This is a genomic window from Rhodococcus baikonurensis (genome assembly GCF_040489275.1).
Classification (GTDB): domain Bacteria; phylum Actinomycetota; class Actinomycetes; order Mycobacteriales; family Mycobacteriaceae; genus Rhodococcus_F; species Rhodococcus_F baikonurensis.
On record NZ_JBEUOQ010000019.1, the window covers coordinates 1 to 26369 of the forward strand.

At 61.8% G+C, this 26369-nt stretch carries 29 protein-coding genes and 1 pseudogene; 15 read left to right on the plus strand and 15 right to left on the minus strand.

What is annotated here, in order from left to right; all coding sequences use genetic code 11:
- Positions 1–230 (minus strand): annotated as a pseudogene (locus tag ABWI03_RS29100) (hypothetical protein); the annotation flags it as partial.
- A 100-nt stretch (positions 231–330) separates the two neighbouring features.
- On the opposite strand from ABWI03_RS29100, the gene pip reads away from it, so the two are divergent.
- Entirely contained in the window at positions 331–1290 is a 960-nt protein-coding gene (gene pip, locus ABWI03_RS29105; RefSeq protein WP_235170597.1) for a prolyl aminopeptidase, read from the plus strand.
- Here the strand turns inward: pip and ABWI03_RS29110 are convergent.
- Positions 1278–1880 carry a TetR/AcrR family transcriptional regulator gene (locus ABWI03_RS29110; RefSeq protein ID WP_298781655.1) on the minus strand — a complete coding sequence of 201 codons (603 nt, stop codon included), beginning with the start codon at positions 1878–1880 and terminating at the stop codon, positions 1278–1280. The genes pip and ABWI03_RS29110 overlap by 13 nt on opposite strands.
- 106 nt (positions 1881–1986) lie before the next feature.
- Between ABWI03_RS29110 and ABWI03_RS29115 the strand changes: the two genes are divergently transcribed.
- Positions 1987–3066: an alpha/beta fold hydrolase gene (locus ABWI03_RS29115; protein ID WP_298781659.1), complete on the plus strand. Its 1080-nt coding sequence runs from the start codon at positions 1987–1989 to the stop codon at positions 3064–3066.
- On the opposite strand, the gene ABWI03_RS29120 is transcribed toward ABWI03_RS29115, so the two are convergent.
- Complete coding sequence (locus ABWI03_RS29120; protein WP_298781662.1) at positions 3037–4158, minus strand: endonuclease/exonuclease/phosphatase family protein; 1122 nt, start codon at positions 4156–4158, stop codon at positions 3037–3039. The two genes, ABWI03_RS29115 and ABWI03_RS29120, sit on opposite strands and share 30 nt — an antisense overlap.
- A 132-nt stretch (positions 4159–4290) precedes the next feature.
- Between ABWI03_RS29120 and ABWI03_RS29125 the strand changes: the two genes are divergently transcribed.
- The gene (locus ABWI03_RS29125; protein ID WP_298781665.1) at positions 4291–5583 is read left to right on the plus strand and encodes an MFS transporter; all 1293 of its coding nucleotides are present in this window, start codon (positions 4291–4293) and stop codon (positions 5581–5583) included.
- On the opposite strand, the gene ABWI03_RS29130 is transcribed toward ABWI03_RS29125, so the two are convergent.
- On the minus strand, positions 5558–6598 hold the full coding sequence (locus ABWI03_RS29130) for an ABC transporter substrate-binding protein (RefSeq protein ID WP_166809881.1): 1041 nt from the start codon (positions 6596–6598) through the stop codon (positions 5558–5560). The genes ABWI03_RS29125 and ABWI03_RS29130 overlap by 26 nt on opposite strands.
- Before the next feature lie 61 nt (positions 6599–6659).
- On the opposite strand from ABWI03_RS29130, the gene ABWI03_RS29135 reads away from it, so the two are divergent.
- Positions 6660–7487, plus strand: a complete 828-nt coding sequence (locus ABWI03_RS29135; protein ID WP_095972304.1) for a transglutaminase domain-containing protein — start codon at positions 6660–6662, stop codon at positions 7485–7487.
- A 13-nt stretch (positions 7488–7500) separates the two neighbouring features.
- A complete protein-coding gene (locus ABWI03_RS29140; protein ID WP_298781670.1) occupies positions 7501–8295 on the plus strand; it encodes a 2-phosphosulfolactate phosphatase in 795 nt (264 codons plus the stop codon).
- On the opposite strand, the gene ABWI03_RS29145 is transcribed toward ABWI03_RS29140, so the two are convergent.
- The 4 genes from ABWI03_RS29145 to ABWI03_RS29160 all read right to left on the minus strand — a co-directional run bounded on the left by ABWI03_RS29145 (position 8250) and on the right by ABWI03_RS29160 (position 11449).
- On the minus strand, positions 8250–9041 hold the full coding sequence (locus ABWI03_RS29145) for an ABC transporter permease (protein ID WP_124567998.1): 792 nt from the start codon (positions 9039–9041) through the stop codon (positions 8250–8252). The two genes, ABWI03_RS29140 and ABWI03_RS29145, sit on opposite strands and share 46 nt — an antisense overlap.
- Positions 9038–9979: an ATP-binding cassette domain-containing protein gene (locus ABWI03_RS29150; RefSeq protein ID WP_298781674.1), complete on the minus strand. Its 942-nt coding sequence runs from the start codon at positions 9977–9979 to the stop codon at positions 9038–9040. The genes ABWI03_RS29145 and ABWI03_RS29150 overlap by 4 nt, the downstream gene beginning before the upstream one ends.
- Positions 9980–9993: 14 nt before the next feature.
- The gene (locus tag ABWI03_RS29155) at positions 9994–10869 is read right to left on the minus strand and encodes a DUF4097 family beta strand repeat-containing protein (RefSeq protein WP_298781677.1); all 876 of its coding nucleotides are present in this window, start codon (positions 10867–10869) and stop codon (positions 9994–9996) included.
- Positions 10870–10933: 64 nt separating this feature from the next.
- Entirely contained in the window at positions 10934–11449 is a 516-nt protein-coding gene (locus ABWI03_RS29160) for a toxin-antitoxin system HicB family antitoxin (RefSeq protein WP_298781680.1), read from the minus strand.
- A gap of 131 nt (positions 11450–11580) precedes the next feature.
- Here ABWI03_RS29160 and ABWI03_RS29165 point away from each other — a divergent pair, with 131 nt between their 5' ends.
- On the plus strand, positions 11581–12177 hold the full coding sequence (locus ABWI03_RS29165; RefSeq protein ID WP_298781683.1) for a CHAP domain-containing protein: 597 nt from the start codon (positions 11581–11583) through the stop codon (positions 12175–12177).
- On the opposite strand, the gene ABWI03_RS29170 is transcribed toward ABWI03_RS29165, so the two are convergent.
- A complete protein-coding gene (locus ABWI03_RS29170; protein ID WP_298781686.1) occupies positions 12168–12938 on the minus strand; it encodes an acyl-[acyl-carrier-protein] thioesterase in 771 nt (256 codons plus the stop codon). The two genes, ABWI03_RS29165 and ABWI03_RS29170, sit on opposite strands and share 10 nt — an antisense overlap.
- A 128-nt stretch (positions 12939–13066) precedes the next feature.
- On the opposite strand from ABWI03_RS29170, the gene ABWI03_RS29175 reads away from it, so the two are divergent.
- Both ABWI03_RS29175 and ABWI03_RS29180 read left to right on the plus strand, forming a co-directional pair.
- Complete coding sequence (locus ABWI03_RS29175; protein WP_235170590.1) at positions 13067–13411, plus strand: ArsR/SmtB family transcription factor; 345 nt, start codon at positions 13067–13069, stop codon at positions 13409–13411.
- Positions 13411–14082 (plus strand): cation efflux transmembrane domain-containing protein, encoded by a 672-nt coding sequence (locus tag ABWI03_RS29180; RefSeq protein WP_298781694.1) that lies wholly within the window; start codon positions 13411–13413, stop codon positions 14080–14082. The genes ABWI03_RS29175 and ABWI03_RS29180 overlap by 1 nt, the downstream gene beginning before the upstream one ends.
- Before the next feature lie 54 nt (positions 14083–14136).
- Here ABWI03_RS29180 and ABWI03_RS29185 read toward each other — a convergent pair whose 3' ends face one another.
- Positions 14137–14610 (minus strand): SRPBCC family protein, encoded by a 474-nt coding sequence (locus ABWI03_RS29185; RefSeq protein ID WP_298781697.1) that lies wholly within the window; start codon positions 14608–14610, stop codon positions 14137–14139.
- 145 nt (positions 14611–14755) lie between these two features.
- On the opposite strand from ABWI03_RS29185, the gene ABWI03_RS29190 reads away from it, so the two are divergent.
- Positions 14756–15172 (plus strand): DUF7144 family membrane protein, encoded by a 417-nt coding sequence (locus tag ABWI03_RS29190; protein WP_166809873.1) that lies wholly within the window; start codon positions 14756–14758, stop codon positions 15170–15172.
- Positions 15173–15269: 97 nt separating this feature from the next.
- On the opposite strand, the gene ABWI03_RS29195 is transcribed toward ABWI03_RS29190, so the two are convergent.
- Complete coding sequence (locus tag ABWI03_RS29195) at positions 15270–15482, minus strand: DUF8691 family protein (RefSeq protein ID WP_095972384.1); 213 nt, start codon at positions 15480–15482, stop codon at positions 15270–15272.
- Between the two features lie 258 nt (positions 15483–15740).
- Here ABWI03_RS29195 and ABWI03_RS29200 point away from each other — a divergent pair, with 258 nt between their 5' ends.
- From ABWI03_RS29200 to ABWI03_RS29210, 3 genes are read left to right on the plus strand one after another with little or no spacing between them, the layout of a single operon-like run.
- Complete coding sequence (locus ABWI03_RS29200) at positions 15741–16400, plus strand: GAP family protein (protein ID WP_095972315.1); 660 nt, start codon at positions 15741–15743, stop codon at positions 16398–16400.
- Between the two features lie 15 nt (positions 16401–16415).
- Positions 16416–17129 carry a GAP family protein gene (locus ABWI03_RS29205; protein ID WP_298781705.1) on the plus strand — a complete coding sequence of 238 codons (714 nt, stop codon included), beginning with the start codon at positions 16416–16418 and terminating at the stop codon, positions 17127–17129.
- On the plus strand, positions 17126–18826 hold the full coding sequence (locus tag ABWI03_RS29210) for a SulP family inorganic anion transporter (protein ID WP_298781708.1): 1701 nt from the start codon (positions 17126–17128) through the stop codon (positions 18824–18826). Before ABWI03_RS29205 ends, ABWI03_RS29210 begins: the two co-directional genes overlap by 4 nt.
- Here the strand turns inward: ABWI03_RS29210 and ABWI03_RS29215 are convergent.
- From ABWI03_RS29215 to ABWI03_RS29230, 4 genes are all read right to left on the minus strand, one after another.
- Positions 18818–19639, minus strand: coding sequence for a hypothetical protein (locus ABWI03_RS29215; protein ID WP_124568007.1), 822 nt, complete (start codon positions 19637–19639; stop codon positions 18818–18820). The two genes, ABWI03_RS29210 and ABWI03_RS29215, sit on opposite strands and share 9 nt — an antisense overlap.
- A 14-nt stretch (positions 19640–19653) precedes the next feature.
- Positions 19654–22353 (minus strand): winged helix-turn-helix domain-containing protein, encoded by a 2700-nt coding sequence (locus ABWI03_RS29220; RefSeq protein ID WP_298781712.1) that lies wholly within the window; start codon positions 22351–22353, stop codon positions 19654–19656.
- 134 nt (positions 22354–22487) lie between these two features.
- Positions 22488–22778, minus strand: a complete 291-nt coding sequence (locus ABWI03_RS29225; RefSeq protein ID WP_298781715.1) for a cupin domain-containing protein — start codon at positions 22776–22778, stop codon at positions 22488–22490.
- Positions 22775–23443: a TetR/AcrR family transcriptional regulator gene (locus ABWI03_RS29230; RefSeq protein WP_124568010.1), complete on the minus strand. Its 669-nt coding sequence runs from the start codon at positions 23441–23443 to the stop codon at positions 22775–22777. Before ABWI03_RS29230 ends, ABWI03_RS29225 begins: the two co-directional genes overlap by 4 nt.
- 88 nt (positions 23444–23531) lie before the next feature.
- Between ABWI03_RS29230 and ABWI03_RS29235 the strand changes: the two genes are divergently transcribed.
- Genes ABWI03_RS29235 through ABWI03_RS29245 form a run of 3 tightly spaced genes read left to right on the plus strand, consistent with a single transcriptional unit; the run spans position 23532 to position 26352 of the window.
- The gene (locus tag ABWI03_RS29235) at positions 23532–24314 is read left to right on the plus strand and encodes an SDR family oxidoreductase (protein ID WP_298781720.1); all 783 of its coding nucleotides are present in this window, start codon (positions 23532–23534) and stop codon (positions 24312–24314) included.
- Between the two features lie 38 nt (positions 24315–24352).
- Entirely contained in the window at positions 24353–25420 is a 1068-nt protein-coding gene (locus ABWI03_RS29240) for an NAD(P)H-dependent amine dehydrogenase family protein (RefSeq protein ID WP_124568012.1), read from the plus strand.
- Complete coding sequence (locus ABWI03_RS29245) at positions 25417–26352, plus strand: NAD-dependent epimerase/dehydratase family protein (RefSeq protein WP_298781729.1); 936 nt, start codon at positions 25417–25419, stop codon at positions 26350–26352. Before ABWI03_RS29240 ends, ABWI03_RS29245 begins: the two co-directional genes overlap by 4 nt.
- Positions 26353–26369: the final 17 nt, after the last annotated feature.

Sequence of the window (26369 nt, forward strand, 5' to 3'; positions counted from 1 at the left end):
TTCTCGGGATGAAAGTCTGCGGCCGCGTGAAAGAAGAACGCCGCCAGCCGTTCGACAAATCCTTCGTCGGTGTGTCTGCTGAGATACTGATTGAATCGATCGGGGCTGAGCAGGCCTACGTCGAAAACGAGTGTGGGTACGTCGGATTCGAAGACAGCGGCAGGAACCGCATGACTGCGAAGGAAGACCGCGGCGCCGCCGTACCCCGGCAACCTGAACCCGTCACGCATCTGGTGTACTCCCGTCGCAGAGGTGTCCTGTCCACGCTAGGCCATAGCCCGCACGCGTGCTGCTTACCGGACACGTCGGTTGATGGAAGAATTACCGCCTATGAGCGCTGTCCTGTACCCGGCCGTCGAACCATACGAGTCGGGGTTGTTGGAAGTGTCGGATGGTCAGAGCCTCTACTGGGAGACCGTCGGGAATCCGGCCGGCATCCCGGTTCTCTATCTCCACGGTGGCCCTGGTTCCGGATGCACTGTCGGTGCCAGGCGTTTTTTCGATCCCGAAACCTTTCGCGCAGTTCTGTTCGATCAACGAGGCTGTGGGCGCAGCCTTCCTCTCGCGAGTGGCCCGGACGTCGATCTCACCGTGAACACGACGGCGCACATCCTCGACGACATCGAGCGTCTTCGTGAACATCTCGGTATCGAACGATGGCTCGTTTCCGGCCTTTCGTGGGGCGTCAGTTTGGGTCTGGTGTACGCCCAAGCGTTTCCCGGGCGGGTGATCGCGATGGCATTGGGCGCGGTCACCGGCGGGACGAGACTCGAAATCGAGTGGATCACCCGTGCCATGGGCAGAATATTTCCGCGTGAATGGGAGGAGTTCGTCGCGCCGCTTCCGGTGGAAGAGCGTGACGGAAACCTCCCCGCGGCCTACGCGCGACTGCTCGCCGATCCGGATCCTGTTGTGCGGGAAAACGCTGCGTTGCAGTGGTGCCGTTGGGAAGACGTGCATGTGTCGCTGATGCCGGGGTGGACTCCGAGTGTTCGATACCAGAATCCCGACTTCCGCCGAGTGATGACCAGGCTGGTCACGCACTACTGGGCCAACGATTGTTTCCTGGCGCCGAATCAGATCCTGGACGGCATGGACCGTCTTGCCGAGATTCCCGCGATTCTCGTGCACGGACTGTATGACATTTCCGGGCCACTCGACACTGCCTGGGCGATCCACCAGCGGTGGCCGGGCAGTGAATTGGTGGTACTCGACGGCGCCGGGCATGGCGGCGGTGGATTCAACGAGGCAATCGTGGAAGCGCTGAATTCACTGGCTCATTCGGTCTGATCGAGTGCTCCGGCGTGGGCCGCGGCGAGCGCGCCGGCAGCAGCACGATCGGCAACCGACCGGTCGACGGGTAGATCGGCGACCAACAGGCGATAGTAGATGGGCGCGGCTACGGCCGCCAGAAGATCAGCGGCTGAGACCTTCTCGGAGATCTCCCCGCGTTCGACTGCTCGGCGGACCACGATGTCTGCCAGTTCGTAACGTGCGGAGTAGAACTCGCGCTTGAGTCTCGCCACCTCGGGTGTGCGGACTGCGTCCGAGAACAGTGCGGCCACCAATGCGCCGCCCGACTCGCTGGTCACCAGTGCGACTATCGATCTGGCCATCTCGCGCAGGTCGGATTCGATGGAGCCGGTGTCCGGGATGGGAACGGTGGTTGCCGATATTTCGACGGCCGCGTCGGCTACGAGTTGAGACAAGGTGCTCCATCGCCGGTAGATCGTGGTCTTGTGGACTCCGGAACGGGCGGCTATGTCCTCGATGGTCATCGCCGCGAATCCGCGTTCGGACAGTTCGGCCGCGGTGGCCGCCAGAACTGCCTTGCGCACCCTGGCGCTGCGCCCTCCGGGCCGTTGTGGTGTCGAGGTCATGGGCCAACCTTATCGCAACAAGGTGTTGTGTTAGTTGTGGCCGCATGGTTCACTGAGCTAATGCAACTTGTCGTTGCATTAGAGATGAATTGAGGGGTGTTTTCCCATGTCATACGAATTTTCTGTCGATCACCGAGGCCTCTTCGAAGAACGCACAGGTCAGTTTCTGAGCTTCGGGCTCCCCGTCTCGGATCTCGAGGAACTGCGCGCGTCCATCAACTCGACGTGGGCCGACGCGCCGGGTGGTTGGTCGTACGAATGGTCCGCGCTGGCAGCAAAGTACTCCGCCGACGGCAATCATTCACTCGCGGCGATGATCTACGGAATCGCCAAGTTCCCCGTCCTGGCCAACGAGTCGCGACGTCGGGCCCTGCAGAATCAGGTGGACGAATACGTCAAGGCAGCACCGGGATTCGGGCTCGAATTCGAGCGTCGAATCCTCTCCCTGCCCTACCGATCCGGCGAGATCGAGCTACCGGTACACATCCTCTCCGTGGACGGAAGGTACGAAGACGCACCCGTCCTGTTGCTCAGCGGCGGCGTCGACGGCTGGAAGATGGACATGCATCCGTTGGCCAGTGCGTTCGCGAAGAATGCCGGAGTGACGGTAGTTGCTTTCGATCAGCCGGGAACCGGTGAATCACCCGTTCCTCTCGATGCTTTCGGCGACGAGGTGATCGACGGGCTCGTATCGACGGCTCGCGCTCTCGGCAACGGGCAGGTGGCGCACCTGGGAGTCTCCTTCGGTGGCAACTTCGCCGTGCGGTCGGGACTGACCGGCGCGGTCGATGCGGTGATCAACATCGGTGCACCGGTCAAGGGTGCGTTCGAGACCGCGAACGCGGAGCGCCTGGTCTACGGTATGGGCGACATCGTCGGTAACGCACTGGGTTTCGATGCACCGGCAACCAAAGAGGCGCTGGTGCAGGGTCTCCGGGCCTTCGATCGCAGTGACTTGATGGCCGCCGACGACGGCCGGACCCCGATGCTTGTGGTCAACGGGGCCGACGACGTTCACATTCCGCTCTCGGACACGACACTCTTCGAAGAGCGTCCGAACACGCAGGTACACGTCATCCCGGATGCGGGGCACTGCGCAGTGACCAAGCTGCCCGAGTTGACGCCGATGATGATCGACTGGCTACGAGATGCCCTGTCAGGAACCGCTCCACGAACCGGTCGATGACCCGCCGCCGAAGCCGGCAAACCGATACGTCGCGAGAACGGCCTTGTGATCGGTCGGCCACGGCGTCGGCGAAGCGATGAAGTTGTCCTGGGAGTTCTCTTCCACTCTTTTGTTGTGCACGATGGTCTTTCGTGGACCGACGATTCCGACGGCCCCCAGCTTCAGGTCCGACGCGCGGTCGGCGAAGATGTAGTCGATCCGATCGCGTTCGTCTGCCTCGGGTGCCCAGGTGAGCTGTGAGGTGTCGACGTCGGGATTGTCGGACGGCCAGGTGAAGCCCGGGTGTGTGGCCGGGTTCGGGTACTTACTGCGGTATGCATCGACGAATCCGGCTCGGTCGAGCAGGCGGGTGGATTCCCACGGAATGACGACACCGTTGTGGTCGAACAGATTTCGCGTGCCGTCGGTCCAGTCCAGGGCCGACGGTTCGTTGAAATCGCCGCCGAGTATGACGGATCTGCCCTTGGCCCGTTCTTGTGCTGCATCGTCGATAAACGTCGAAATTGCCTTGGGGCGTCCCGAATTGACGTTCACGCGCTGAACCGTCTCGGGATCCGTGACGGGGCCGGACGGCATCTTGTTCCAGCCGAACTCGGAGAACTCGCCAGGTTTGGGAACGCCCGCGCCGTATCCGCGGGGTAGGTAGGTCGCGTAGGACGTGTACGCCAGATGAGCCGAGTAAGCAGCGATTTGTTTGCCGTCGACCGTCACGACTGCCTTGATCATCGAGTTCAGCTCGGCTGTTTCCTCGATCGGAAACTTGGAGAGAATCCCCACGTCGGAGGACGCAGCTCCGTAGAAGGTTGTTCCTGATTTGGTCAGCATGTCGGCCAATGCAGTTGTAGCAGTGCCGGCTTCCGACAGGAGAACTATCGACGCCTGGGTCGAAATGATCATGTCGGCGATCAGCTGCAAGCCACCGTTGATCTTGGTTCCGCCGTGCCAGGTATTGAGCGAGAGCACTTTGATTTCCTGCGCGGGACTCGCCCCCGCGACGGAAGTATTGGCACCCAATGTAAATGCGCCCGCGGTGACTGTGCCCGCGGCTACCGCCATCGCCTTGACCATTTGGCGGCGCGTCAATCCATTCATCAAATCCCGGCTCTCGTTGTTGTGTGCTCGAACCCCCGGAAGATGATTACCATCGCTACCTAAACGGACAGTTAACCAATTGCAAAATGGCAGATTTCCACAGAACGCCGTGCGGGCAATAGTCTTCTGATCGTGGTACTCAGTGAGCGTTTCCCCGGTAACAAGACCTTTGCAAAGGTTCGTGTCCTGCCGCCGGTGGTGAAACTGCTCCTGCTCTCGATGGTGCTGTTCAACATCGGGTTCTACCTGGTTGTCCCCTTTCTCGCGGTGCATCTTTCGGAGGATCTCGGATTCGCGGCCTGGGTTGTCGGCCTGGTCCTCGGGCTCCGGATGTTCAGCCAACAGGGCATGTTCTTCATCGGTGGAAGCCTCGCCGACAGGTTCGGCAAGCGCCCGATCATCCTGCTGGGTATAGCCGTTCGGGTGGTCGGTTTCCTGATGCTCGGACTGGCCGAGAGTATGGCCGCCGTCATCGTCGGCGTGCTTCTGGTCGGTTTTGCTGCCGCACTCTTCGCGCCCGCGGTGGAGTCGGCCAACGCGGATTACGGACGCGAACTCGAGTCCGCCGGAGTTATGCGTCGTACCGATTTGTTTGCGGTGGAACAGATGTGCAGCCGACTGGGAACCGTGATCGGCCCGGCGCTGGGTGCCGCACTCCTGATGTTTCCGTTCTCGTGGACGGCGTCGAGTGCGGCGTTGCTCTTCGCGATCATGTGGGTCGGGTTCTTCATCTGGTTCCCCCGGCCCGGTGATGCACACGAGGGTCAGGTCTCGACCTATACGCTGCGTGACGTCTGGCGAAGCGTGCTGACCAACAACAACTTTCTACTCTTCGCGACGCTCTGCAGTTTTCAATTGGTTGCGTACAGCCAGCTGTACCTGATGCTTCCGGAACAGCTCGAGCGCGGCATAGGTTCACAGTCGGCGCTGGGGTGGTTCTACGTGGGTGCAGCGGTCTTGGTGATCGTCGGGCAGGGGCCGACGGTCGCGGTCGCCCACCGCATCGGGCATCGACGCGCGATCACCTTCGGGCTCGTGCTGATTTCGGTATCGTTCCTGGTTCCGCTGGCCACCGGCGTCAGCGCCGCAGCTTCCGCGCCGACCCAGATAGTCGGTCTTGCGGTGTGGATCGGGCTGCTGCACCTGGGACAGATGTTGATGGTGCCGCCGATGCGAGACACCATCGCGATCCTCGGTCGCGAAAGCAATCTCGGAGCGCACTTCGGCATGCTCAACACGATCGGCGGTCTGCTCGCACTCCTGGGAACCGTGGGAGTCGGATTCGTATACGACCTCGTCGACAACGGCCACGCAGCGCCGGCGTCACCATGGGTGATCGTTGCGGTCTGCGTGGCCGTGTCGGCTGTGGTGTTGTGGGTGTGGTCCGGTCGAACGAAGGTTATCGACCCGCGATCGTCTGATTGATCTTTGCTACGAAATCTTCCAGCACGAACGGAATGGTGAGCGGATTGGGCATGGACACCGCGTCACTGACGATGGGGTCCAAGCTGATCAGGCCGCCGGTCTTGACCACGTTCAGATTGGTGAACGCCGGCTGCGTCTCCATCTCGGGACGAGCCTTCTCGTAGTTGTCGAATAGCAGGTAGTCGCACTCGAGGAGGTCGTAGTTCTCGGCGGAGATCTCGTAGTTCAGTTTGCCCGCGAACCGATCCTTCAGTGCGGCAGGCGCCGTGAACCCCAGTTGCGTGAGCAGCTGAGCGCGCGCTGCCTCGGGGCTGAACGCTCGAAGATTCCCGTCACTCCAGCGAATGACGAGAGCTGCTGTCTTGCCCTCGAACTGGGGGTTCTCCGCGCGGGTACGAACGATGAGGTCCTCCACTTGCTGGACCTCCTGCCGTGCCTGCGCGGGAACACCCACAGCGGTACCGATGCGGGTCGTGACCTCCTGCCAGGGCAGAACCCAATCCGTCTGATCGGCCGCGTGAAGCACCGTCGGCGCGATGGCGCTGAGCTGCTTGTACAGATCCTCGTCGATCGCATTGTTGACGGCGATGATCAGGTCAGGCGCTGCGGCCACGATCGTTTCGATGTCGAAATCGGTGGTGGCGTTGGCCAACGGCGTCGGCTCGGCGCCTTGAACTGCCGAGTCGGCCCAGACGCCGATTCCGTCGTCGGTCGATCCCTTCCACACCGGGACCAGGACAGGTGTCAGCCCGAGGGAGAGCAGTACGTCTGCGTCGCCGATACCGACCGCGGCGATGCGGCTGGGTGCTTGCTCGACGGTGGTGGAACCGAACTTGTGGTCGATGGTCACCGGGAAGGCGTTGGCCTCGGCGTGACCACCTTCTGTGCCGGGAGTGGATTCGTCTTCCGCGCTGTCGCCGCAGGCAGCAAGGGCAAAACCTGCTGCCGTGGCGAAGGTGACGGACAGCATGGCACGGCGGCTCAACATGGGGTTCACGGCAACCTCGGGTTTCATGGTTATGGGACCCTAACCATAGTGGAGTGGTTGTGTCCGCAGTGTTTGTTAGTCTCCGCTCATGACGGCGGTTCTCGACTACACATCAGCAGGACCGTTCACCCGCGTCGACGGGGTGGATCTGCTCGCCATCGAGCCGCTCTCCGCCGATCCCGTGGACATTTGCCGGGTGGTCCCGTACCTGGTCGTTCAACCCGCCGATGCGCAGTCGCTGAATCTGACCACCGACCGATTCGACGAAAACCAGATCCGGCCGGCAAGTGTTCTGCTCGAAAGGCTGCTCTCGCTCGATCCCGCACCGGTGACCTCCGCCCGAGAGCCCGACAAGAGGGTCGTCGGAACCTGTCGGCACTTTGCCGTTTTGAGTTGTGCGTTTCTGCGCTATCGCGGTTTTGCCGCGCGGGTCCGCTGTGGTTTTGCCACCTACTTTCAATCGGGACAGGGCGTCGACCACTGGATCACCGAGTACTGGGACGACGCCGGCAAGCGCTGGATCCGCATCGACTCGGAGATCCTCGGACAGAACGTGCTTCCTCACGCCCACGATCTACGGCCGGGAGAATTCCTCAGTGGCGGCGAGGCGTGGTTGGCGTATCGACGCGGCGAGATCGACGCCTCCCAGTTCGGGGTGTACGGAACCCAGAACTGGGGAGCCGCCGAGATCCGCGGCAACGCCGTGAAAGACCTTGCCGCGATGAACAAAGTCGAAACCCTGCCATGGGACGAGTGGGGCCGCATGACCGACGCCTACGACGGAAAAACCGGTGCGGAGTACGACGTACTGCTCGACGACATCGCCGACGTCTGCGCCACTGACGATCCCGTGGCCGTGCGAGCGTTGTACGAGCACGAGGATTTACGCGTGCCGGAGAAGCTGCTTACTTTCTGAGAGACTGGCCTGCATGAATCAGGAGCACCGCCAACTCGAGTACGGACTTCGATTCGACTGGGGCCTGCGTGGCGCCGAGGCGATCGCTGCGGGAGTCGATACCGCCGTCGTGATCGACGTCCTCTCGTTCACGACGACGCTGAGCGTCGCGGCCGACGCGGGAATCGACGTACTTCCCTATTCCTGGAACGACGAGAGTGCAGTCGACTACGCGCGTGATGCCGATGCGGTCCTGGCAGTACGACGAAGTGTGGCCAGGGAAGGGCAGATCAGTCTGTCTCCCAAGACGATTCGCGAGGCCGAGGCGCCGAGTCGGCTGGTACTGCCTTCGCCGAACGGGTCGACTATCGCGTTTGCGTTGGCGTCCCAGGTTGCGGTGTGTGTCGGCGCTTCGTTGAGGAACGCTTCCGCCGTCGCCGATTGGATTGTGCACGAGCATGGTCCGCGATCCCGAGTGGCCATTGTCGCTTCCGGGGAGAAGTGGCCCGGTGGAGAGTTGCGTCCTGCGGTTGAAGATCTGTGGGGCGCTGGTGCTGTCGTGGCCGCACTGACCGCGGCCGGCTGGGACGGCCACGTATCGCCCGAGGCGCGGATGGCGGCGGATGCCTGGGCGGCGGTGTCGGATTCGTACGAGGACCACCTGCGGGACTGTGCCTCAGGACGCGAATTGATTGTCCTCGGGTTTCCACACGACGTCGCCATCGCCTCGGAACTCGACGACAGCGACACCGTACCTGTTATCGAAGATCGTGTGTTTCGAGGTCAGCGCACCGGGCGTCGGTTGAACAAACTCCGCGCCCAGAGGTAGGAGAGGAGAGTGATCGCGACGCACCATCCGATCGCGAGGAGCGCGTTGTTCCCGATCGCTTCGCCGAGAAGCAGTCCTCGAAGGGTCTCGATGATCGGAGTGAACGGCTGATACTCGGCGAACCATCGCAACACGGTCGGCATCGAGTCGGTGGGGACGAATCCGCTTCCCAGGAACGGTAAGAGGATCAACACCATCGGGAGATTGCTTGCCGTCTCGACGCTCTTGCTGACGAGACCGAAGGCAACGGACAACCAGATCATGGCAATGGAGACCAGGACGAGGAGGGCAAACGTCGCGACCCACTCCACGAAGCCTGCCGTAGGCCGGAATCCGACGGCTATCGCCACGGCGATGACGACTACCAGGCTCACGATCGTCTGAAGGAGACTGCCGAGAACATGACCCGTCAGGACGGACGTACGCGTGATCGCCATCGTGCGGAATCGTGCAATGATCCCCGCGGTCATATCGGTTGCGACAGAGATGGCGGTACCCTGTGCCGCTGATGCCACAGTCATCAGAATGATCGCCGGTGCAACGTAGTTGACGTACTCGGCTCGGCCACCACCGCCTGGTCCGAGTCCGTTCCCGAGTGTCCCGCCGAGTACGTAGACGAACAGCAACAGAAAGACGACTGGCATCCCGACAAGCATCACCGTCATCGACGGATATCGAAGGATGTGTCGAATGCTGCGACGCAGCATGGTTTTCGAGTCCTGATAGGCAAGCGTCATGGTGGTCATCGCGCGTCGGTCCTTTCGGTGGCGGTCAGAGTCAGGAACACGTCGTCCAGGTCGGGTGTGTGCACCGAGAGTTCCTTGACGTCGATCGAGTGAGCGTCGAGTTGGTCGAGAAGAGAACGTAGTGAGCGGACACCCCCGTCGCTGGGGACCTGGAGGACATAGGCGGCATCGTCACGTGAAGACCCGTCGAAAACAGCAGCAGCAGAATCGAGTTGGTCTCGATCGAAGAAGTGAAGACGAATGTGGCCGCCAGGGATGCGTCGTTTGAGTTCCGCAGCAGTGCCTTGGGCGACTATCCGTCCCTGGTCGAGGACGGCGATGTGGTCTGCCAGCTGATCGGCTTCCTCGAGATACTGCGTCGTGAGGAAGATGGTGACACCGCCCTTGACCAACTCCCGGATGATCTGCCACATGGTGCGTCGACTCCGGGGATCGAGGCCGGTGGTGGGTTCGTCCAGGAAGATGATCTCCGGTCGTCCGATCAAGGTCATTGCCAGGTCGAGCCGTCGGCGCATTCCGCCCGAGTAGGTCGAGGCCAGCTTCTCCGCGGATTCGACCAGGTCGAACTTCTTCAGGAGTTCGTCAGTGCGCGTTCGGCGTTCATCCTTGCCGAGATGGTGAAGGTCGGCCATGAGGAGAAGGTTTTCCTCGCCGGACAGGTAGTCGTCGACCGCCGAGAACTGTCCGGTGACGCCGATGCGTGAACGCACCGCGTCGGGATCGTCGGAAGGGTTGTACCCGGCGATGCGAATGTCGCCGCCGTCGGCGGGAACGAGGGTCGAGAGGATTTCCACGATGGTGGTCTTGCCGGCGCCGTTGGGTCCGAGGAGCGCAAAGACGGTTCCGCGGTCGACGGAGATGTCGATTCCGTCCAGTACCGTCTTGTCGTCGTAGGCCTTCTTCAGGCCCGTCGCGGTGATGGCTGGTTTGCGGGACATCAGCGTTCCTTTCGCTAGATCTTCTTGTTGGATTCTTCTCGAGGCTCCGAACGTCGAATGACGATGTCGCCGTAGCTGGTTTGTGCCCGGACGTCCACTCGGCGTTCGGACGACGCCGGACCGTGTGTGGCATTCATCTGGTTGTCGACACGACCGAAGGATGTATGAGCGTCGAATCGCGCGGCCGTTCCGGATCGAACACCGATATGGATTCGTCCGGCGGCCGTCTTGGCGGATACGACTCCACTCTCGATGCTCTCGAAACGAATGTCGCCGTTGGCAGTTGCGGCGCTCGCGTCGGACTCTGCGTGTTCCACGGCGACGCTGCCGTTGGCGGTCTTGGCCTTCAGCGCGCCGGTGATCGTGCCGATGTTGATGTCGCCGTTGGAGTTCTTGACCTCCGCGTTGCCGTCGACGCGGCCGATGCGGATGCTTCCGGACCCGGTGCTCGTGTCGATGTCACCGGCGACGTGCTCGACGGTGATCGCCCCGGCCCCGGTGCTGACGTTGAGCGGTCCGGTGGTGTCCAGGGTGCAATCGCCGGCCGAGACCTTCACGCGTGAGCGGCCGAGGGTGCCGTCGGTACGCAGGCTGGCAACTGCGGCAGTACCTTCGAGTCCCGAGCCGGAGGGGAGCTGAACGGAGATGTCGACAGATCCGGTCTTCCCGAAAATTCCGAGGCCACGCTGTTTCGGAGTCTTGATCTGCAGCCGGCCAACTGCGAATTCGACGCGCGTTTGTTCGGCGACTCGAATGTCGACCTCGCGAGACGAGTTGCTGGGCAACACTTCCACGACAGTGTCGTTGCGGTCGCTCGCTGCGATCCGGATGTGTCCGACTGCTACGTCGAAGTTCAAGGTGATGGGGTCAGGTGTGCTGTATGTGGGCATGGTGATACTCCCGATGAGGTTGTCTCGGTTGATGAAAGGGGTCGAGCGAAAGTTGGATCCGGTGTCAGTGCACCCAGCCGGTGAAGCTCTCGGAACCTTGGGATGCGCGTTGTCGCGGAGAGCTTCTGTGTGTGCCGCCTTCCAGAGCCGTCGCGGCCGAGCGAACCAGCCACGCGTTGACGGAGATCCCGGCTTCCCGGGCCGCCGCCTCGATCCGGTCTTTGAGGTCTTGCCCCAGCCGCAGGTTGATTCGAGTCATCGAGGCGTCGTCGGACTCCGCGACGGGGCGCGGTGCCGGAGTCGGTTCCTCTTCGACGGGGGCCGGAGCCGGTTCACTGATGGCCGGTGCCACGACGAATTCGGGTTCGCGTCCCCGCAGGCGCAGGTCCACCGAGCCCGGTGCGAGGTCACGCGTGATCTCGGCAGCCGCTGCGGACAATGCGTCGAGGAGGGTGAGGCGCACTGCTGATTCCAACGGTGCGGTCAGACGATCGGCGAGTGCCTTTGCGTCTTCCCCGCCCGCTTCGGCCGCCACCGCGAGTTCGTGGCGAAGGTTGTCTACGTACGGTGTCAAGTCCATGGCACCACTATGGCACCACTTTGGTGCCATGACAATAGTTTGATGGCACATTCGTGTGGATTTGATGAGAAGTGGCAGGTCATCGAGGTGGTTTGCGGATCGATTCTCGGCAGACTGGCACACTTGTAAGGGTGAGTCCTGCCGAAACCAAACGTCGCCGCCGTATCGTGCTTTGGATTGCCGGGGTGCTCGGCTTCGTCATCGTGGTCGGTGCGGTTGCCGTCGCAGTCGCGCCTTCGCGGTATCTGCCCTGGGACACCGCCGAGTTCCCGACGGTCGATGCCGGTGTGGTGACTTCGGATCAGGCTCGTGTGCTCGACCTACTCCGATCCGAGCACGAGAATGACCGGCCGGGCACCTTCTATTCCGACGGTATCGACGAAGAGTGGTGCGCAGACTTCGTCAGCTGGATCATGAGGGAAGCGGGTCGACCGTTGTCGAACCCGAACTCCGGAAGTTGGCGCATCCCGGGGGTGTACACGTTGCAGGAGTACTACCAGGGGATCGGCGCGTACGCCGAGAACGGCAGTGGGTACACACCGAACGTGGGTGATGTGGTGATCTACGACAGTTCGAGATGGGTCGGCCAGCACACCAATATCGTTGTGGCAGTGGATGGTGACTCGGCGATCACGGTCGGCGGCAACGAGTTCGGCAAGGTGCGGGTGCATGATCTGGACTGGCAATCCGACTCTGCCGTCGTGGGATTCGGAAAACTTCACCCCTGATCGTTGCGGTTCGGGGCCAGCGCGAACCATCGAGCTGATGCACGTGCCTCGCCGCCGGCGTCGATGTGCAGCGTGTTCGTGCCGGTTTGCACGCTCACCTGCTCGCCGCTCTTGATTGGCTGGGTGTACTCGAGGATTGCGCGAAAGGGTCCGCTTCGTAATTCGTCGGGCAGCACATCTTCGACGGGTTGCCAGTAGATCGCGTTGTTCACGTGATCGAAGGGGTCGAAATCGCTGGAGCGTAACGGGAATGGCGTCTCCGTCGAAGGTGTCGTTGTGGATTCCGGGTCGATCCACCGACGCCAGTGGAGATGCTGGTCCACGGCCGTCGACGCAAGAGCGGCGGTGAACTTTTCACTGATGGTGGCCGGCATTCCCGTCTTCGGATCGATGTTGATCCAGAACGCCTCCGTTTCGATCAATCCGCCGCCGTCGGACCTGATGCGAACTCGCATCGAACACCACTTGCTCGACAGGCCGGAGCACCAACGCTGCAAATGAACTCGATCCGGCCAGACGACCGGTTCGAATACGTCGATCACCGTTCTTCGTACCATCCAGAGCGGATGGGTATCCATGGCGCCGCGGTCGACGAGGTTGTCGAAGCCTGCGTCTTGGAGGTAACGCGCGATCGCGTCGAGGCGCAGGCTTCTGTCGGTGTGAATGTCTCCTGTTCGCACCGGCCACGAGACTTGGAAGACGCTGCCGGTTTCCGGCAGCTCCGGCATCGCTGTGTGATCGTCGGCTTTTGTACGGTTCATCGGATGCGGGCTCCCGCTGGTCGAAGTCTGGTCGGTGTCGTTCCAGGCTTGCGTTACCCGATGGCTGGATCTTGAACCATTGGAGTTCACTGTTTTATGAATACAGATTTCGATGTACTGTCGTTCGTATGGATGTCGAGGGCATGAATGTGGTGACCAATGTGGCGGTGCTTGCGAGGTTCGGGCATGCACTGTCCGACGAGACTCGAACACGGATACTGCTCGAGCTGAAGACCGCGCCCCGGTATCCGTCGGACCTCGCCGACACGCTGGAGGTGACCAGGCAGAAGCTGTCCAACCATCTGGCCTGTCTGCGCGGTTGTGGCTTGGTGGTGGCCGTACCGGAAGGGCGTCGCACGCGATACGAACTCGCCGACGCACATATCGGTCAGGCGCTCGACGACCTACTCGGGGTCGTACTCGCCGTGGATCCGTCGTACTGTCCGGACAGCGAATCAGAGGGGTGCTGCTGATGGTTGCTCCCGTTGACGGTGTCGGTTTCTCGACTGCCCGACGAGCGCTGTTGTCGAGAAGAATCCGCATCTTCGTGGCGATCACGATCAGCTACAACGTCGTCGAGGCGATCATTGCGCTGGCGGAGGGCACGCGGGTGTCGTCTGCGGCCCTGTTCGGGTTCGGTCTTGATTCCGTGATCGAAGTATCCTCGGCGGCAGCGGTTGCCTGGCAGTTTTCGGCCCCGGATCCTGCGAGCCGGGAGAAGACGGCGCTACGCGTGATCGCATTCTCGTTCTTCGGGCTCGCTGCGTATGTCTCGTTCGACGCGATTCGGTCGCTGTTCGGTCTGGGGGAGGCCCAGCACACCACCGTCGGAATAGTTTTGGCTGCAGTCAGTTTGGCGATCATGCCGGCCCTGTCCTACGCGCAGCGCCGAGCCGGTCGGGAGCTGGGTTCCCTTTCGGCGGTCGCGGACTCGAAGCAGACTCTGCTCTGCACGTACCTCTCTGCGGTCTTGCTGGTCGGTTTGCTGCTCAACTCGGTGCTCGGCTGGTCGTGGGCGGATCCGATTGCGGCACTGGTGATCGCCGTCATCGCGGTGAAAGAAGGCATCAACGCGTGGAAGGGCGATCCGTGCTGCCCGGTCGTGGCTGCGGCCGAGAAAGGTGACGAGTGCGACTGCTGCTGAGTGAGCACGGTTCTGTCGAGTCAACACACTCTGCGCTGCTTCAGCAGAGGGTTCTCACTCGACAAATGAGGTGTCAGCTTCTGCGCGATCTTTGATGTGCGCGGCGCGTTGCTCGAGAAGGCGTCGCAGATACGGGCCGACAGCCAACCTCAAAGCCAGGTGTCCGAGCACGCCGAAGGGGGCCGTGACCGTGAAGCGGTCGTGCATCCGCGTCCACCCGCCCGGCTGAATGTCGAAGACGTGCTCGTGCTGCATTGCGGTAAACGGGCCGCGAACCTGCTCGTCGGTGAACGAATACGGGCGGTTGTACTGCGTGATCCGGCTTGTCATCGAGAATCTCCACCCGAAATGCCGAGCGGTGAAGGACACCTCGTCGCCCTCTTCCAGCGCTGGTCTACCCGTACTCGTCACGGCCACCTCGTCCGTTTTTCGGAGCGAGGCCGAGTGTTCGTCCATGTCGAGTTCGAGATCGAAGATCACCGCAGGTGGAGCGTGGATATCGGTGATCACGACTACGGTGTGCTGCACAGTGCCAGTCTGCCAATGTTGGTTTGCGACGCCGGCAAGCGGGTACGGGCCGATGACCTGCGGTTCATCCGCGACGGGTGATGCTTTCGCTTTCCAGCCCCTCGAGACTGAGTAAGGGAAGTGCATTCTGTCGAAAGGAACGCTGATGACTGCTCCACCGCGGGAACCCGCGAATCACCCTGTCCGGCAGGGTTTCGCGGTAGGTACGACGTTTGCAGCAGCGATTCTGCTGCTCACCGCAGGCATTGTCGCTCTGCTTCAGGGCATCGCGGCCGTCGCAGACAACAATCTGTTTGTCGTGGGTATCAACTACACGTACAAGTTCGACATCACGACGTGGGGTTGGATCCACATCATCTTGGGCATCATCGGGATCGCGGTGGCTCTGGGCCTCTTCACGGGTGCAGTGTGGGCCAGGGCGGCGGCAATAGTCATTGCGTCGCTCTCGATCATCGCCAACTTCTTGTGGATGCCGTACTACCCGTTGTGGTCGATCCTGGTCATCGCACTCGATGTCGTTGTGATCTGGGCCGTCGCTACTTGGGATACAGACAGAGTCTAGGCACCGAACAACTCGAGGGCAGTTGGTCCCGACCGAATCGACTCGGTCGGGACCATCGCTCGTGCCCGGAAACGATCCGATGGACGGTCGGCTCGGATCAGTCCGGGAGCCTTCGCAGTTCGGCGACGGTCAACCCGAGGGAATCGAGGCGGGCCATGATGCTTCGCATGGCCGTGTGGTCCGCGACGGGTCCGTACAAACTGGTGAATCCGCCGGCCGCACTGGCAACACTGAGGTCGGGAAATGCGGCCTTGACACGGTCCGACACTTCGCCGTCGATGAGGAATTGATACCGAGTGGGAGCATTCATCAGTGTCCGCTCCATTTCGTAGGGCCGTGAGGTTCGGACCCGCCCCGCGCCGAGTCTCGAAATCAGGTGTCGTCAAGTGCAATCGGCGTCGCTGCTCGATCCAGGACTCCGCATCCGTGAGATCCAGTCTTACTCGCGCATGCTCCTCGGGCTTCATCCCCTACGGGTGAATGTCGCCACGGTTCTGTTCATCCTTTTCGTGTGAGGCTGCGCAGGTCCCCCGCCCCTAGTGTCGACCGGGAGAGAGAAGAGGTCGGCATGGGATCTGTCATCGGGGATCTGTTACCCCTCGCGGTCGGCGTCGCGGTATCGCCGATCCCGATCATCGCTGCAATCTTGATGTTGTTGTCCAAGCGAGCCGGCAGTACGAGCGTCGGGTTCGCTCTGGGCTGGATACTCGGAATCGTTGTCGCCACTGTGATCTTCGTGCTCTTGTCCAGCAAGCTCGGCGACTCCGAAGGTGATCCGTCGGCGACGGTCTCGTGGATCAAGCTGGCGTTGGGAGTGTTACTTCTTGCGTTCGGAGCAAAGCAATGGCGCGGACGCGGAGGCGAACACGAAACCCCGAAGTGGATGCAAGCCATCGACGACATGACCGCTGCCAAAGGCCTCGGCTTGGGCTTCGCTCTGGCTGCGATCAATCCGAAGAATCTGATGATGTGTATCGCGGCCGGAATCTCGATCGGATCCGCCTCGCTTGGATCCGGAGAAGTTGTTGTCGCCATTCTGGTTTTCACGATCATCGCGGCCTCGACAGTGTGCGTGCCTGTGATCGGTTACCTCGTTGCCGCGGAGCGACTGCGCGGTCCGCTGGCCAAGCTGAAGGTGTGGTTGCAGGACAACAACGCGACGGTGATGAGTGTGTTGATCCTGGTTATCGGTGTTGTTCTCATCGGTAAGGGCATCGGCGGTCTCTGACAACTGGAGGTAGTTATGGGATCGTTGCTACTGCAACAGATCCCGCTGGCGCTCGGGATCATCATGAGCCCGCTGGCGGTGGTTGCCGTTGTTGCCGTGCTCTTTTCCGAACGAGCGCGAATCAACAGCATTGCGTACCTGATCGGGTGGTATCTCGGAATAGTTGTCGCGCTGGCCGGTGCGTACCTCATTTTGACGGCCCTTCAAGTGCACCAGCGAACTCACCCCCCGTTGTGGGTGCCCATCCTCCATCTCGTTCTCGGCGCGACTCTGCTGGCGGGAGCCTGGTTCGTCTATACACGCAGCCGCCGCGGAGTCCAGGCCATGGCGGCGGCCGTCGCACCCGGCGACGTGGTCGCCGCCGCCCCGCAGCTGCCGAAAATGCTCCAGTCGGTAGAGCATTTCCGGCCGATGCGATCAGGGGCGTTAGGTTTCGCGCTGTTCGTCTTCAACCCCATCGACATGTCATGTGCCATCGCCGCCGCCATGAATCTGCGGCTCAGCACTGTGGAACCCACGTCGCAGATCGTCTCGGCCGTGATCTTCTCGCTGGTGTCCGTGACCTCGGTTGCGGTGCCCGTCGCCCTCCTTCTGATCAAGAAGGACGAGGCAACCGAACCGTTGCAGAAGATCCGCACCTGGATAGCCACCAACACGCACTTGCTGAACGTCGGGCTTCTCGTCCTGATCGCGGCGATGCAGATCAGTAAAGGGGTGCAAGGACTATGAGTGCTCCGCAAACACGGACGTGGTGGGTCTTCGGATCGCTCTCCGACTACCAGCGCGGCTGGCTCCGCCCCGACATCATTGCCGGCCTCACCGTGTGGGCCGTCCTCGTTCCCGAAGCGCTCGCGTACGCCACCATCGCCGGAGTTCCGCCGGTAGTCGGGCTCTATGCTGCAGTTCCGTCACTGATTCTGTATGCAGCAGCAGGTAGTTCGCGACACCTGATCGTCGGGCCGATGTCGGCGACCGCAGCGTTGTCCGCGGCGATGATCGCGCCACTGGCTTCGGGAAACGACGGCCGATTCATCGCGCTGTCGGCCGCATTGGCAATCGTGACCGGGCTCGTGGGTCTGCTGGCAGGATTCATGCGCCTCGGCTTCATCGCCTCCTTCATCTCCGAGCCGGTTCTGAAGGGATTCATCGTGGGTCTCGCGCTCACGATCATCATCGGTCAAGTACCCAAACTCCTGGGCGTGGAGAAGGGGGAGGGAAACTTCTTCGTCCAGGCGTGGACAGTGGTGAAGGAACTGGGTGAGGTCGACGGACCGACGGTGATCATCGGATTGCTCAGCCTGGCAATGGTCCTGGGCGTCAAGCGATGGCTTCCGCTGGTACCGGGTTCGCTCCTCGTCGTGCTGCTGGGCATTACCGCAGTCGCGTTGTTCGGCCTCGACGATCGCGGCATCGACATCGTCGGGCACATCGACTCGGGACTGCCGTCGATGGGTCTGCCGAGTGGTGTGGGAGCCGAGGACTATCTCGATCTGGTCGGACCGGCAGTCGGCGTTCTGCTCATCGGATTCGCCGAAGGTCTGGGTGCTGCAAAGACATACGCGGCCAAGGCGGGGTACACGATCGACGCCAATCGTGAACTCGCTGGACTGGGTGCGGCCAATCTCGGATCGGGTCTGTGCTCCGGAATGGTGGTCAACGGCAGCCTCTCGAAGACCGCTGTCAACGGGGGCGCGGGCGCCAAATCTCAGGTCAGCGGACTGGTGGTCGCTGCACTGACACTGTTGACACTGCTGTTTCTGACCGGCTTGTTCGAGAAGTTGCCGGAGGCGACGCTCTCCGCCGTGGTCATCGCCGCCGTGATCGAGCTGGTCGATTTCTCCTCTCTCGCAGCGCTGTACCGGGTCTGGACGAAGAGGTTGGGCAGCATCTACGGCCACGCCGCGCGGGCCGATTTCGCCGCAGCGATCGCGGCGATGTTCGGAGTTCTCCTGTTCGACACCTTGCCCGGTTTGATCATCGGAATTGCCGTCTCGATGTTGCTGCTCCTCTATCGAGTCTCCAAACCGCATGTGGCAGCTCTGGCCAAGGACGGCACGCGCTGGGTCGACGCCAGCGGTCACCCCGATCTGAGGACACTCGACGGCATCGTGGTGGTCAGGGTGGAATCCGGGCTGTTCTTCGCCAATGCCGATCACGTGCGTGATCAGATCACCGGCCTGGTGACCGCGGGGACCACGATGGTGGTGCTCGACGCCGAAACGTCACCGTTCATCGACGTCAGCGCGGCCCAGATGTTGGCTCAGCTTCGAGACTCGTTGGCTCGCAAGAACGTGAGCTTCCGTGTAGCCCGAGACATCGGACAGTTCCGCGACGTTCTGTCCGGTGCTGACCGGGGCGCGCTGAAGGTCGACGTCTATCCGACGGTGTCGCAGGCGCTTGCCGGTGGAGGCGGCACGTCAGCGTGAGGTTCGCAGCCAGATGCCCAGCGGGCCGGAATCTTTGGCCACCGATCCGACGATCGACGACGCGACAACCACGATGGCCGAGAAGACGAACAGCCAGCCGATGACGGTGAACATCACGCCCAGGAGGCCGAACTCGTCCTGAGAGGTCTTGGTCATACGGGGCAGGAAAAGGGTGCCTGCCACGTGCAGTCCGCTCAGACCCGTCGCGGTGAGCAACCCGGACCCGACGCACATACGAGTGGTCATGCGATTAGCGGTCAACAGCATCGGCACGGCAGTCCAGACGAGCGCCCACACCACGTAGACCGCAACAAATTCCAGGAGTCTGCCCACCCCCGGCACACCGTTCAGTTCTCGGCAGAGGGCCGCCCCGACCACCGATGTCGCCACGACGAACACGACCGCTATCCAACGCCACGCCTGACGAAGCGTCGCAGTCGGCACGCTCCAGATGCGCCCGTACATCCGGCCGAGAGCGCGAGCGTAGGACGTGGAACTGATCAGCAGCATGAGCAAACCGACGATTCCGAACGCGGCCGCAGTGGAGGTGTTGATGATTTGGGCGTCGGGTAGTTGGACCCCGAGGTCGTCCTTGGCGGCGTCGGCCAACGGCTTCAGTTTCTCCAGGGTGGACGCCGCGATCATGACCGGGAGCAAGGACGTGAAGGCTTGAGCTGCCAGAGTCATGGCGCTGTCGACGAGACCGACTTCGAAAACATCGACGGTTGCATCGGTCGCCAGGCGACGGCTCGGTGTGCGTCTTGCCCACACCATCAAGCGATCGCGCGAGTCGGAGTACAGCTTCGGGAGCATGGAAGCAGTCTTGCTCAGATGAGACCGCCGCGTCGCGCAGCCTTGAGCGCGTCGCGTCGGTTGCTCACTTCCAACTTGCGATAGATCCCGCGAAGGTGCGTCTTGATCGTGTTGACCGAGAGGAACAGCGTGTCGGCGATCGACTCCGTGGTGTCTCCCGAAGCCAGTTCGCGTAGCACGGTGTACTCACCCGGGGTGAGGATCGGCGCACTCACCAGCTCCTGTGGGCGTACTCGATTGCGTACCTGTTCGGCAAAAACTTCCTGATCTCCGAAATGTCCACTGAACTCGTCGAATATCGGCCGCAGGGCTGTTCCGTAGTCGAGGAAGGGCCGCAGGAGGCCACCGGTTTCTGCGGCGTGGAGAGCTTTGTGAAGAGAGCGAAAAGACTTGCGTTCGTGACCTGTTGCGGCGTGGATCCCCGCCTCGAGCGTCCAGGCGTAGACGTGATGCGCAAGCAGCGGCGCTTCGGAGGTTGCGAGAGCTTCGGAGACTTCGGCGAGGGCTTCTGCGAACTTGTTGGCAGAGAACGCGACGGCACCTCGTGCGAGATGTATTTCGGAGGTCTCGCCGAACCGCTCGGCCGCATCGCGTACGAGTCGGCCGGCCCATTCCACTTCGCCGACCGACAAGCAGGCGTTGACGACGGGCGGTAGGAGAGCGAGGGTCGCCATCGCGAAGGTGCGTAGTTCGACAGCACTGAGCATGGCGTCGCGAATGTCGGCGGCAGTCGACCGTCGGTCGGCCGCGTCGTCGAGGCCGTGAAGCCCGAAGGTTACGACGGTATGCCAACCGAACACTGGCGCGCTGGCGCCGAGAACGTCTGTGCTCCGGTAGTTTCCGATGGTGGGGATGCGGTACGGAAGATCACCCGTGGCGCAGAGGTACGCCGCGAAGGCGACCACCGACGCGGACAACTCGTATTCCGCTGTCGTCGTGATTCGGTGTTCGATCGCGTAGTCGAGAGCGTAGGTGGAATGCGCTCTCATCGCCCCGATGTCGCCGCTGAGGGAAGCGACATACCCCAATCCGGTCAGTGACTTCAGGACGAATCGCGACCGGCCCCGTAGTGCCCCGAGGGCTGCGGCCTGGGTGTACTCGACAGTCGCCTTTTCGAACTCGCGCCGGAGCAAGTGCGCCGTCGCCAATTCGAGGTGCACGTACGCCTCGACGTCGGAGTGGGTGCTGTTCGGGCGTCGCTGCAGGCGTGACACCAATGGTTGGTTGTCGGAAGTTGCCGAAACGCAGGAGATTTCCAGGCTCATCGCCAGGAACAGCGGATCGTCTGCAATGGGGGGATGAGTTGCCTCGAGGAGGTCGAGACATGTCGTAGCCGAGGTCACGTCACCGGAATGGAGGGCGGCCGCTGCCAGAATCAGTCGGGTGATCGGGGATTCCGAGACCTGCGTCGGGGCGGATTCGAGGACTCGCACGACGTCACCGCTGTGACCGTCGAGCACGAGCCCCAGCCCGCAGCGTTCGAGAAACGCGAGAATGCGGCACGGGTCGCCGATCGATATCTCGAGTTCGAGCGCCTCGAGTTCGAGATGATGGCTTTCGTACCAGGTTGCTGCGCGCACGTGTGCGCGCTTCCTCTCGACGTGATCGACGCGGCGGAACTCTGCCCGAAGGTGTTCGCGCAGTAGCGGGTGATAGCTGAACCAGGTCGTGTGGTCGGCGGAATCGGTACGGGTCACCGGAAAGTTGAACTGAATCAGAGAGTCGATCTCGGATCGTGCGTTCGAATCGGTCAGAGTTTCCGCCAGTGGAGCGGAGAACGAATCGACTATCGATGTCCGCAGCATGAACGAGGTGATGTGTTCGGGTAAGGATGTCAGCACTTCGTCGACCAGGAAATCGGCGATCGGCCGTGGTGTGTGCGTGAATTCGTCCAGCGCGTCGGCGATGTCATTGCGGCCGGCCAGAAACGCTGCGGTGAGGCGAACGACAGCACCCCACCCCTTGGTGAAGTCTTCGACGATTGCCAACTCGTCTTCGCCCAACATGATGTCGTATTCACCGAACATCGTAGTGATCTCGGACCGGTCGAAAGCGAGATCGGTGGATGCGAAGCGGGTGAGTCGGCCGTCCAGAGCCAAACGATGCCACGTGAGAGGTGGTTCGTATCGTGCGGCGACGATGATCGACAGATTGCCTGGGGTGTGAGTGAGTATCCGATCGAGAAGACTGATCGACAGTGGATCGTGAAGTGTGTGAACGTCGTCGAGGATCAGCGTCGTTCGACGATCGTGCGTTTCGAGAGTTTCGGCGAAATGCGCGAGCCATTGCTCCACCGGTCGCCTGGATCCCGTTTGCGCGGGAAGCCTCCGGCCGGTCGGATCGATAGGCGTGGCGATTGCTTCGGCCAGGGATTCACACAGCACCGAAACATTGTTGTCGCGCTCGGCGAGAGTCAACCAGGCCAGGTCCGCATCGGGGGAAGCGCGAGAATACTCGCGCGCCCAATCCGCCAGCAGCAAGGTCTTCCCGGCACCGGCCGGGGCGGACAGCAACCCCACGGGTCCAGGGCCGACGCCATCGGCAGCGGTGGACGCGGTGAGTTTGCGATGCAGGCGCGGACGCGGGACCAGTCCTTTGACGGCCGACGGCGGGTGAAAGCGACCGTTGATCGGGGCGCCGGGCACGCGCGCACGCTCACCGCGCGAAGACGCGTCGAGCGTCACTGCAGCGGCATCACGAAATGGGCTGCTCATCCGACTCCTGTTCGACTGGCTCCACTGGACGTGACCGCTGGATCGAAATTTTGAACGAGTTAGATGATGTGAAACTACCCAATTCGGACACCAAATAAGCGCCCAAGTAAGAAATTCGGACCAAAGTCCCTGATTTAGCGAGTCTTGAGTTCGATCTCCACGAAGACGGCTTCCGTACCCGACGCGTTGGTGACGTCGTGCACCGTGCCCGCGGTTCCCTGGTACGACAGGCCAGGAGTTTGAGTCATCTCGCGGGTGGAACCATCGGCATCGGACACGACGAATCGGCCGCCGGTGACCGGCACGACGATGTAGTCGTACTCGTGTCGATGGCGTCCGGTGGCACTGCCGTCGGCCGGAAAGCGCCACGAGGTGACGCGCACACGATCGTCGTCGAGACCGATGGTCGGTTCTGCTGCGCTCATGTGTCCTTCTGCTCCTTCGGTGTGACGCCGTGCAGAAGTATGTCCGGCATCCGTTCGACGAGGGGAGCGGAGTCGTTTTCGGGCATCAGCATTCTCAGGACCATCGTGCCGCCCACGATGAACAGCATCGTTGCCTGAGCGTCCCGCATCGCGTCGGCATCACCGCCGCCACGGTTCAGCATCTGCGCGAGCATGGCGATGCCGGGGCCACCGAACTCCGACCACAATGTCGACGGCAGGTCGCCGCGCTCCGCGAATGCGGAAAGCAGGCCGGGTAGTGCAGCCTTCACCTCGGGCTTTGCAAAGAGTTCCAGGGTGTAGTTACACGAGGCCCGTACCCATTCTTCGGGATCTGTGGCGTCTGCGACGGGCGGAGACTCGTCGACCCAGCCGAAGACTGCTTCGAAAACCAGGTGAGTCTTGGACGGCCACCGACGGTACAGAGCGGGCTTGCCGACGCCTGCGCGCTCGGAGATCGCCACCATCGTCGTCTTGTCCCAGCCGACCTCGGCGAGCAACTCGCGTGCCGCGGCCAGGGCTGAATCACCGATGGCGGGATCGCGGGGCCTTCCGCGTAGCCGTTCGGTGTCCTCGTCCGGGGTGACGTTGTCTGGGGTGACGTTGTCCGGGGTGAGGTTGTCTGGGGCGACTTCTTCGAAATCCATTGTGAATAGCGTAACGCAGTGTTACGTTTCTTCATATTCGTAACACGGCGTTACGTTATCCATCGGGTGCCCTGTGGAGGTGCGCGTCATGACTCAATTGCTCGAAGATTCGACCGTGGTGATTTCCGGCGTCGGAACCGGCCTGGGGCGTGAAATCGCATTGGCTGCAGTCCGTGACGGGGCCAACGTAGTACTCGGCGCGAGAACCGAAGAGAATTTGAAATCCGTCTGCGAGGAGATAGATCCGACCGGTGCTCACGTCGCCTACTCGGTGACGGACATCGCCGATCCGGAGTCGTGCTCACGGTTGATCGCCACCGCCACAGAATGTTTCGGGCGAGTGGACGCGTTGGTCAACGTCGCAGCCAAGGAGGACGTGTTCGGTGGGCTCGAAGGTGCCGATCTGAGTGCCTGGAAGGCCATGTCGGACGTCAACGTCATCGGAACTCTCACTTTGACGCAGGCGGCGCTACCGGAATTGAAGAAGCGTGGCGGCGCCGTCGTCATGATCGGCTCGCAGGCCATGTTTCATCCTCAGTTGCCGCAATCGGCATACGCGACGTCCAAAGGTGCGCTGTATGCAGCGATGTGGTCGCTGGCAAAAGAACTGGGACAGTATCGAATCCGAGTCAACACCGTGGTCCCGACCTGGATGTGGGGACCGCCGGTACAGCTGTACGTCGGGCTCGCGGCCGCCGACCGTCGGGTCCCCGAAGAAGACATCATCGCCGAGATCAGCAAGAACATGCCGCTCGGTGAAATCCCGGCAGACGACGACGTAGCGGACGCCGTGGTCTTCTTCGCCTCCAACCGCGCCCGGATGTTGACCGGGCAGACGCTTTTCGTCAACGGCGGCGAGTTCTTTCGCTGACCGTCTATCGGCTCTGTTCCGGAAAGGACTGCACTGCAATGAAACACAAGGTCATCGTGTGGGGTACGGGCGTCGTGGGTAAGTTGGTCATCCGCGAACTGCTCGATCATCCCGAATTCGAACTGGTCGGCGTGATCGTGCACAACCCCGACAAGGACGGCGTCGACGTCGGCACGCTCATCGGAGTCGAGCCGGTGGGGCTGGCAGCCACGATCGACAGTGAGGCAGCCCTGGCCGTCGATGCCGACGCCGTTGCATACTTCGGTCCGACTGCGGAGTTCGCCGTCGAGAACATCGCGAACATGTCGCGCTCCCTGCTGTCGGGTAAGCACGTGGTGTCGACGTCGATGACGCCGTTGGTCTACCCGAAGGCCTGCCCCGAAGAAATGCTCGTGGACCTCGAAAAGGCGTGTCGCGAAAGCGGAAAGTCGTGCTTCACCACGGGAATCGATCCGGGATTTGCCAACGATCTCTTCCCGCTGACGCTCATGGGGGTGTGTGGCCGCGTAGACAGCGTACGGGTGCAGGAACTGTTGGACTATGCGAACTACGCAGGTGACTACAGTTCGACGATGGGAATCGGCGTCTCGGTGGATACGCCGGCGGTACTCGAGATTCCCGAGGTGCTGATCTTCGCATGGGGTCACACCATTCCGATGATCGCCGACGCCGTCGGGGTCAAGTTGGACCGCATCGACACCGTGTACGAGAAGTGGGCGGCTACCGAACCGATCACGTATCCGTTCGGAGTCATCGAGCCTGGCCAATGTGCCGCAGTCCGATTCGAGATCCGCGGTTGGGTGGGAGACGACGCGAAGATCGTGATCGAGCACGTCAACCGCATCACCAACGACGCAGCAACGCACTGGCCCAGAGCAACTTCCGTGGAGAACGACGTCTATCGCGTCATCATCAAAGGTAGTCCGGACATCACGCAGGAAACGGCGTTCCGTGGAGCGCTCGACGGGGATCCGATCACCGGAGGGTGCCTGGCGACGGGAATGCGAGCGATCAATGCCATTCCGATGCTCGACGGGATCGAGGCCGGGCTCGTTTCTGCGCTGGATCTCCCCCTTGTCGCCGGGCGAGGCACCATCCGATCATGAAGGTGCTCTTGACCGGAGCCTTCGGGAACATCGGTTCGCACGTTCTGGCGGAGCTCGTGCGCCGAGGCCATGATGTTCGTTGTCTTGCGCTGGCAACTCCCGAGGATCGCAAGCGGGCGAGTGCCTTTCGCGCCGTCGAAACGGTCTGGGGAGATATTCGTGACTACCAGACGGTCGAGGCTGCAGTGGCGGGTATCGAGGTCGTAGTTCACTTGGCTGCAGTCATTCCGCCCGTCAGCGAGCTCGATGTTGCTGGTGCGGCGAAGGTCAACGTCGAGGGAACCCGTAACGTCGTCACGGCAGCGCTGTCGCAGAGTGATCCGCCCAAACTTGTCTTTGCATCGACATTCGATGTTCACGGCCGAACGATGCATCGGAAACCTCCTCGTAGAGTGGATGATCCACTCGAGGCGACGGATGGGTACACCGCCCACAAAATCGAGGGTGAACGCATAGTGCGAGAGTCCGGTCTGACGTGGTTCATACCGCGGTTCGCCGACGTTCCGATCATCGGCGCGCGTGGAGCCGATCCCATCATGTTCGAGATCGGTTTGGACAACAGGATCGAAGTGCTGCACCCCGACGACGCTGCTGTCGCACTTGCCAACGCGCTGGAGACGCCGCAGGTGTGGGGCCGGGTGCTCTTCGTCGGTGGTGGTGAGTCTTGTCAGGTGACCTATCGCGAATATCTGGCGAGAATGCTGCGGGCAATGGGGTTGGAACCGTTGCCCGATAGTGCCTTCAGTGGCAAGGAGTACGTGACCGACTGGGTGGACACCGAGGAAAGTCAGCGGTTGTTGCGGTATCAGAGCCGAAGTTTCGACGACATCACCGCCGACATCGCAGCCACGCTCGGCTGGAAACGGTGGATCATTCCGGCGTTCAAACCGTTGGTGAGACGATCGATGCTGAAGATGTCGCCCTATCTTTGATCGTCAGTCCATTCGGC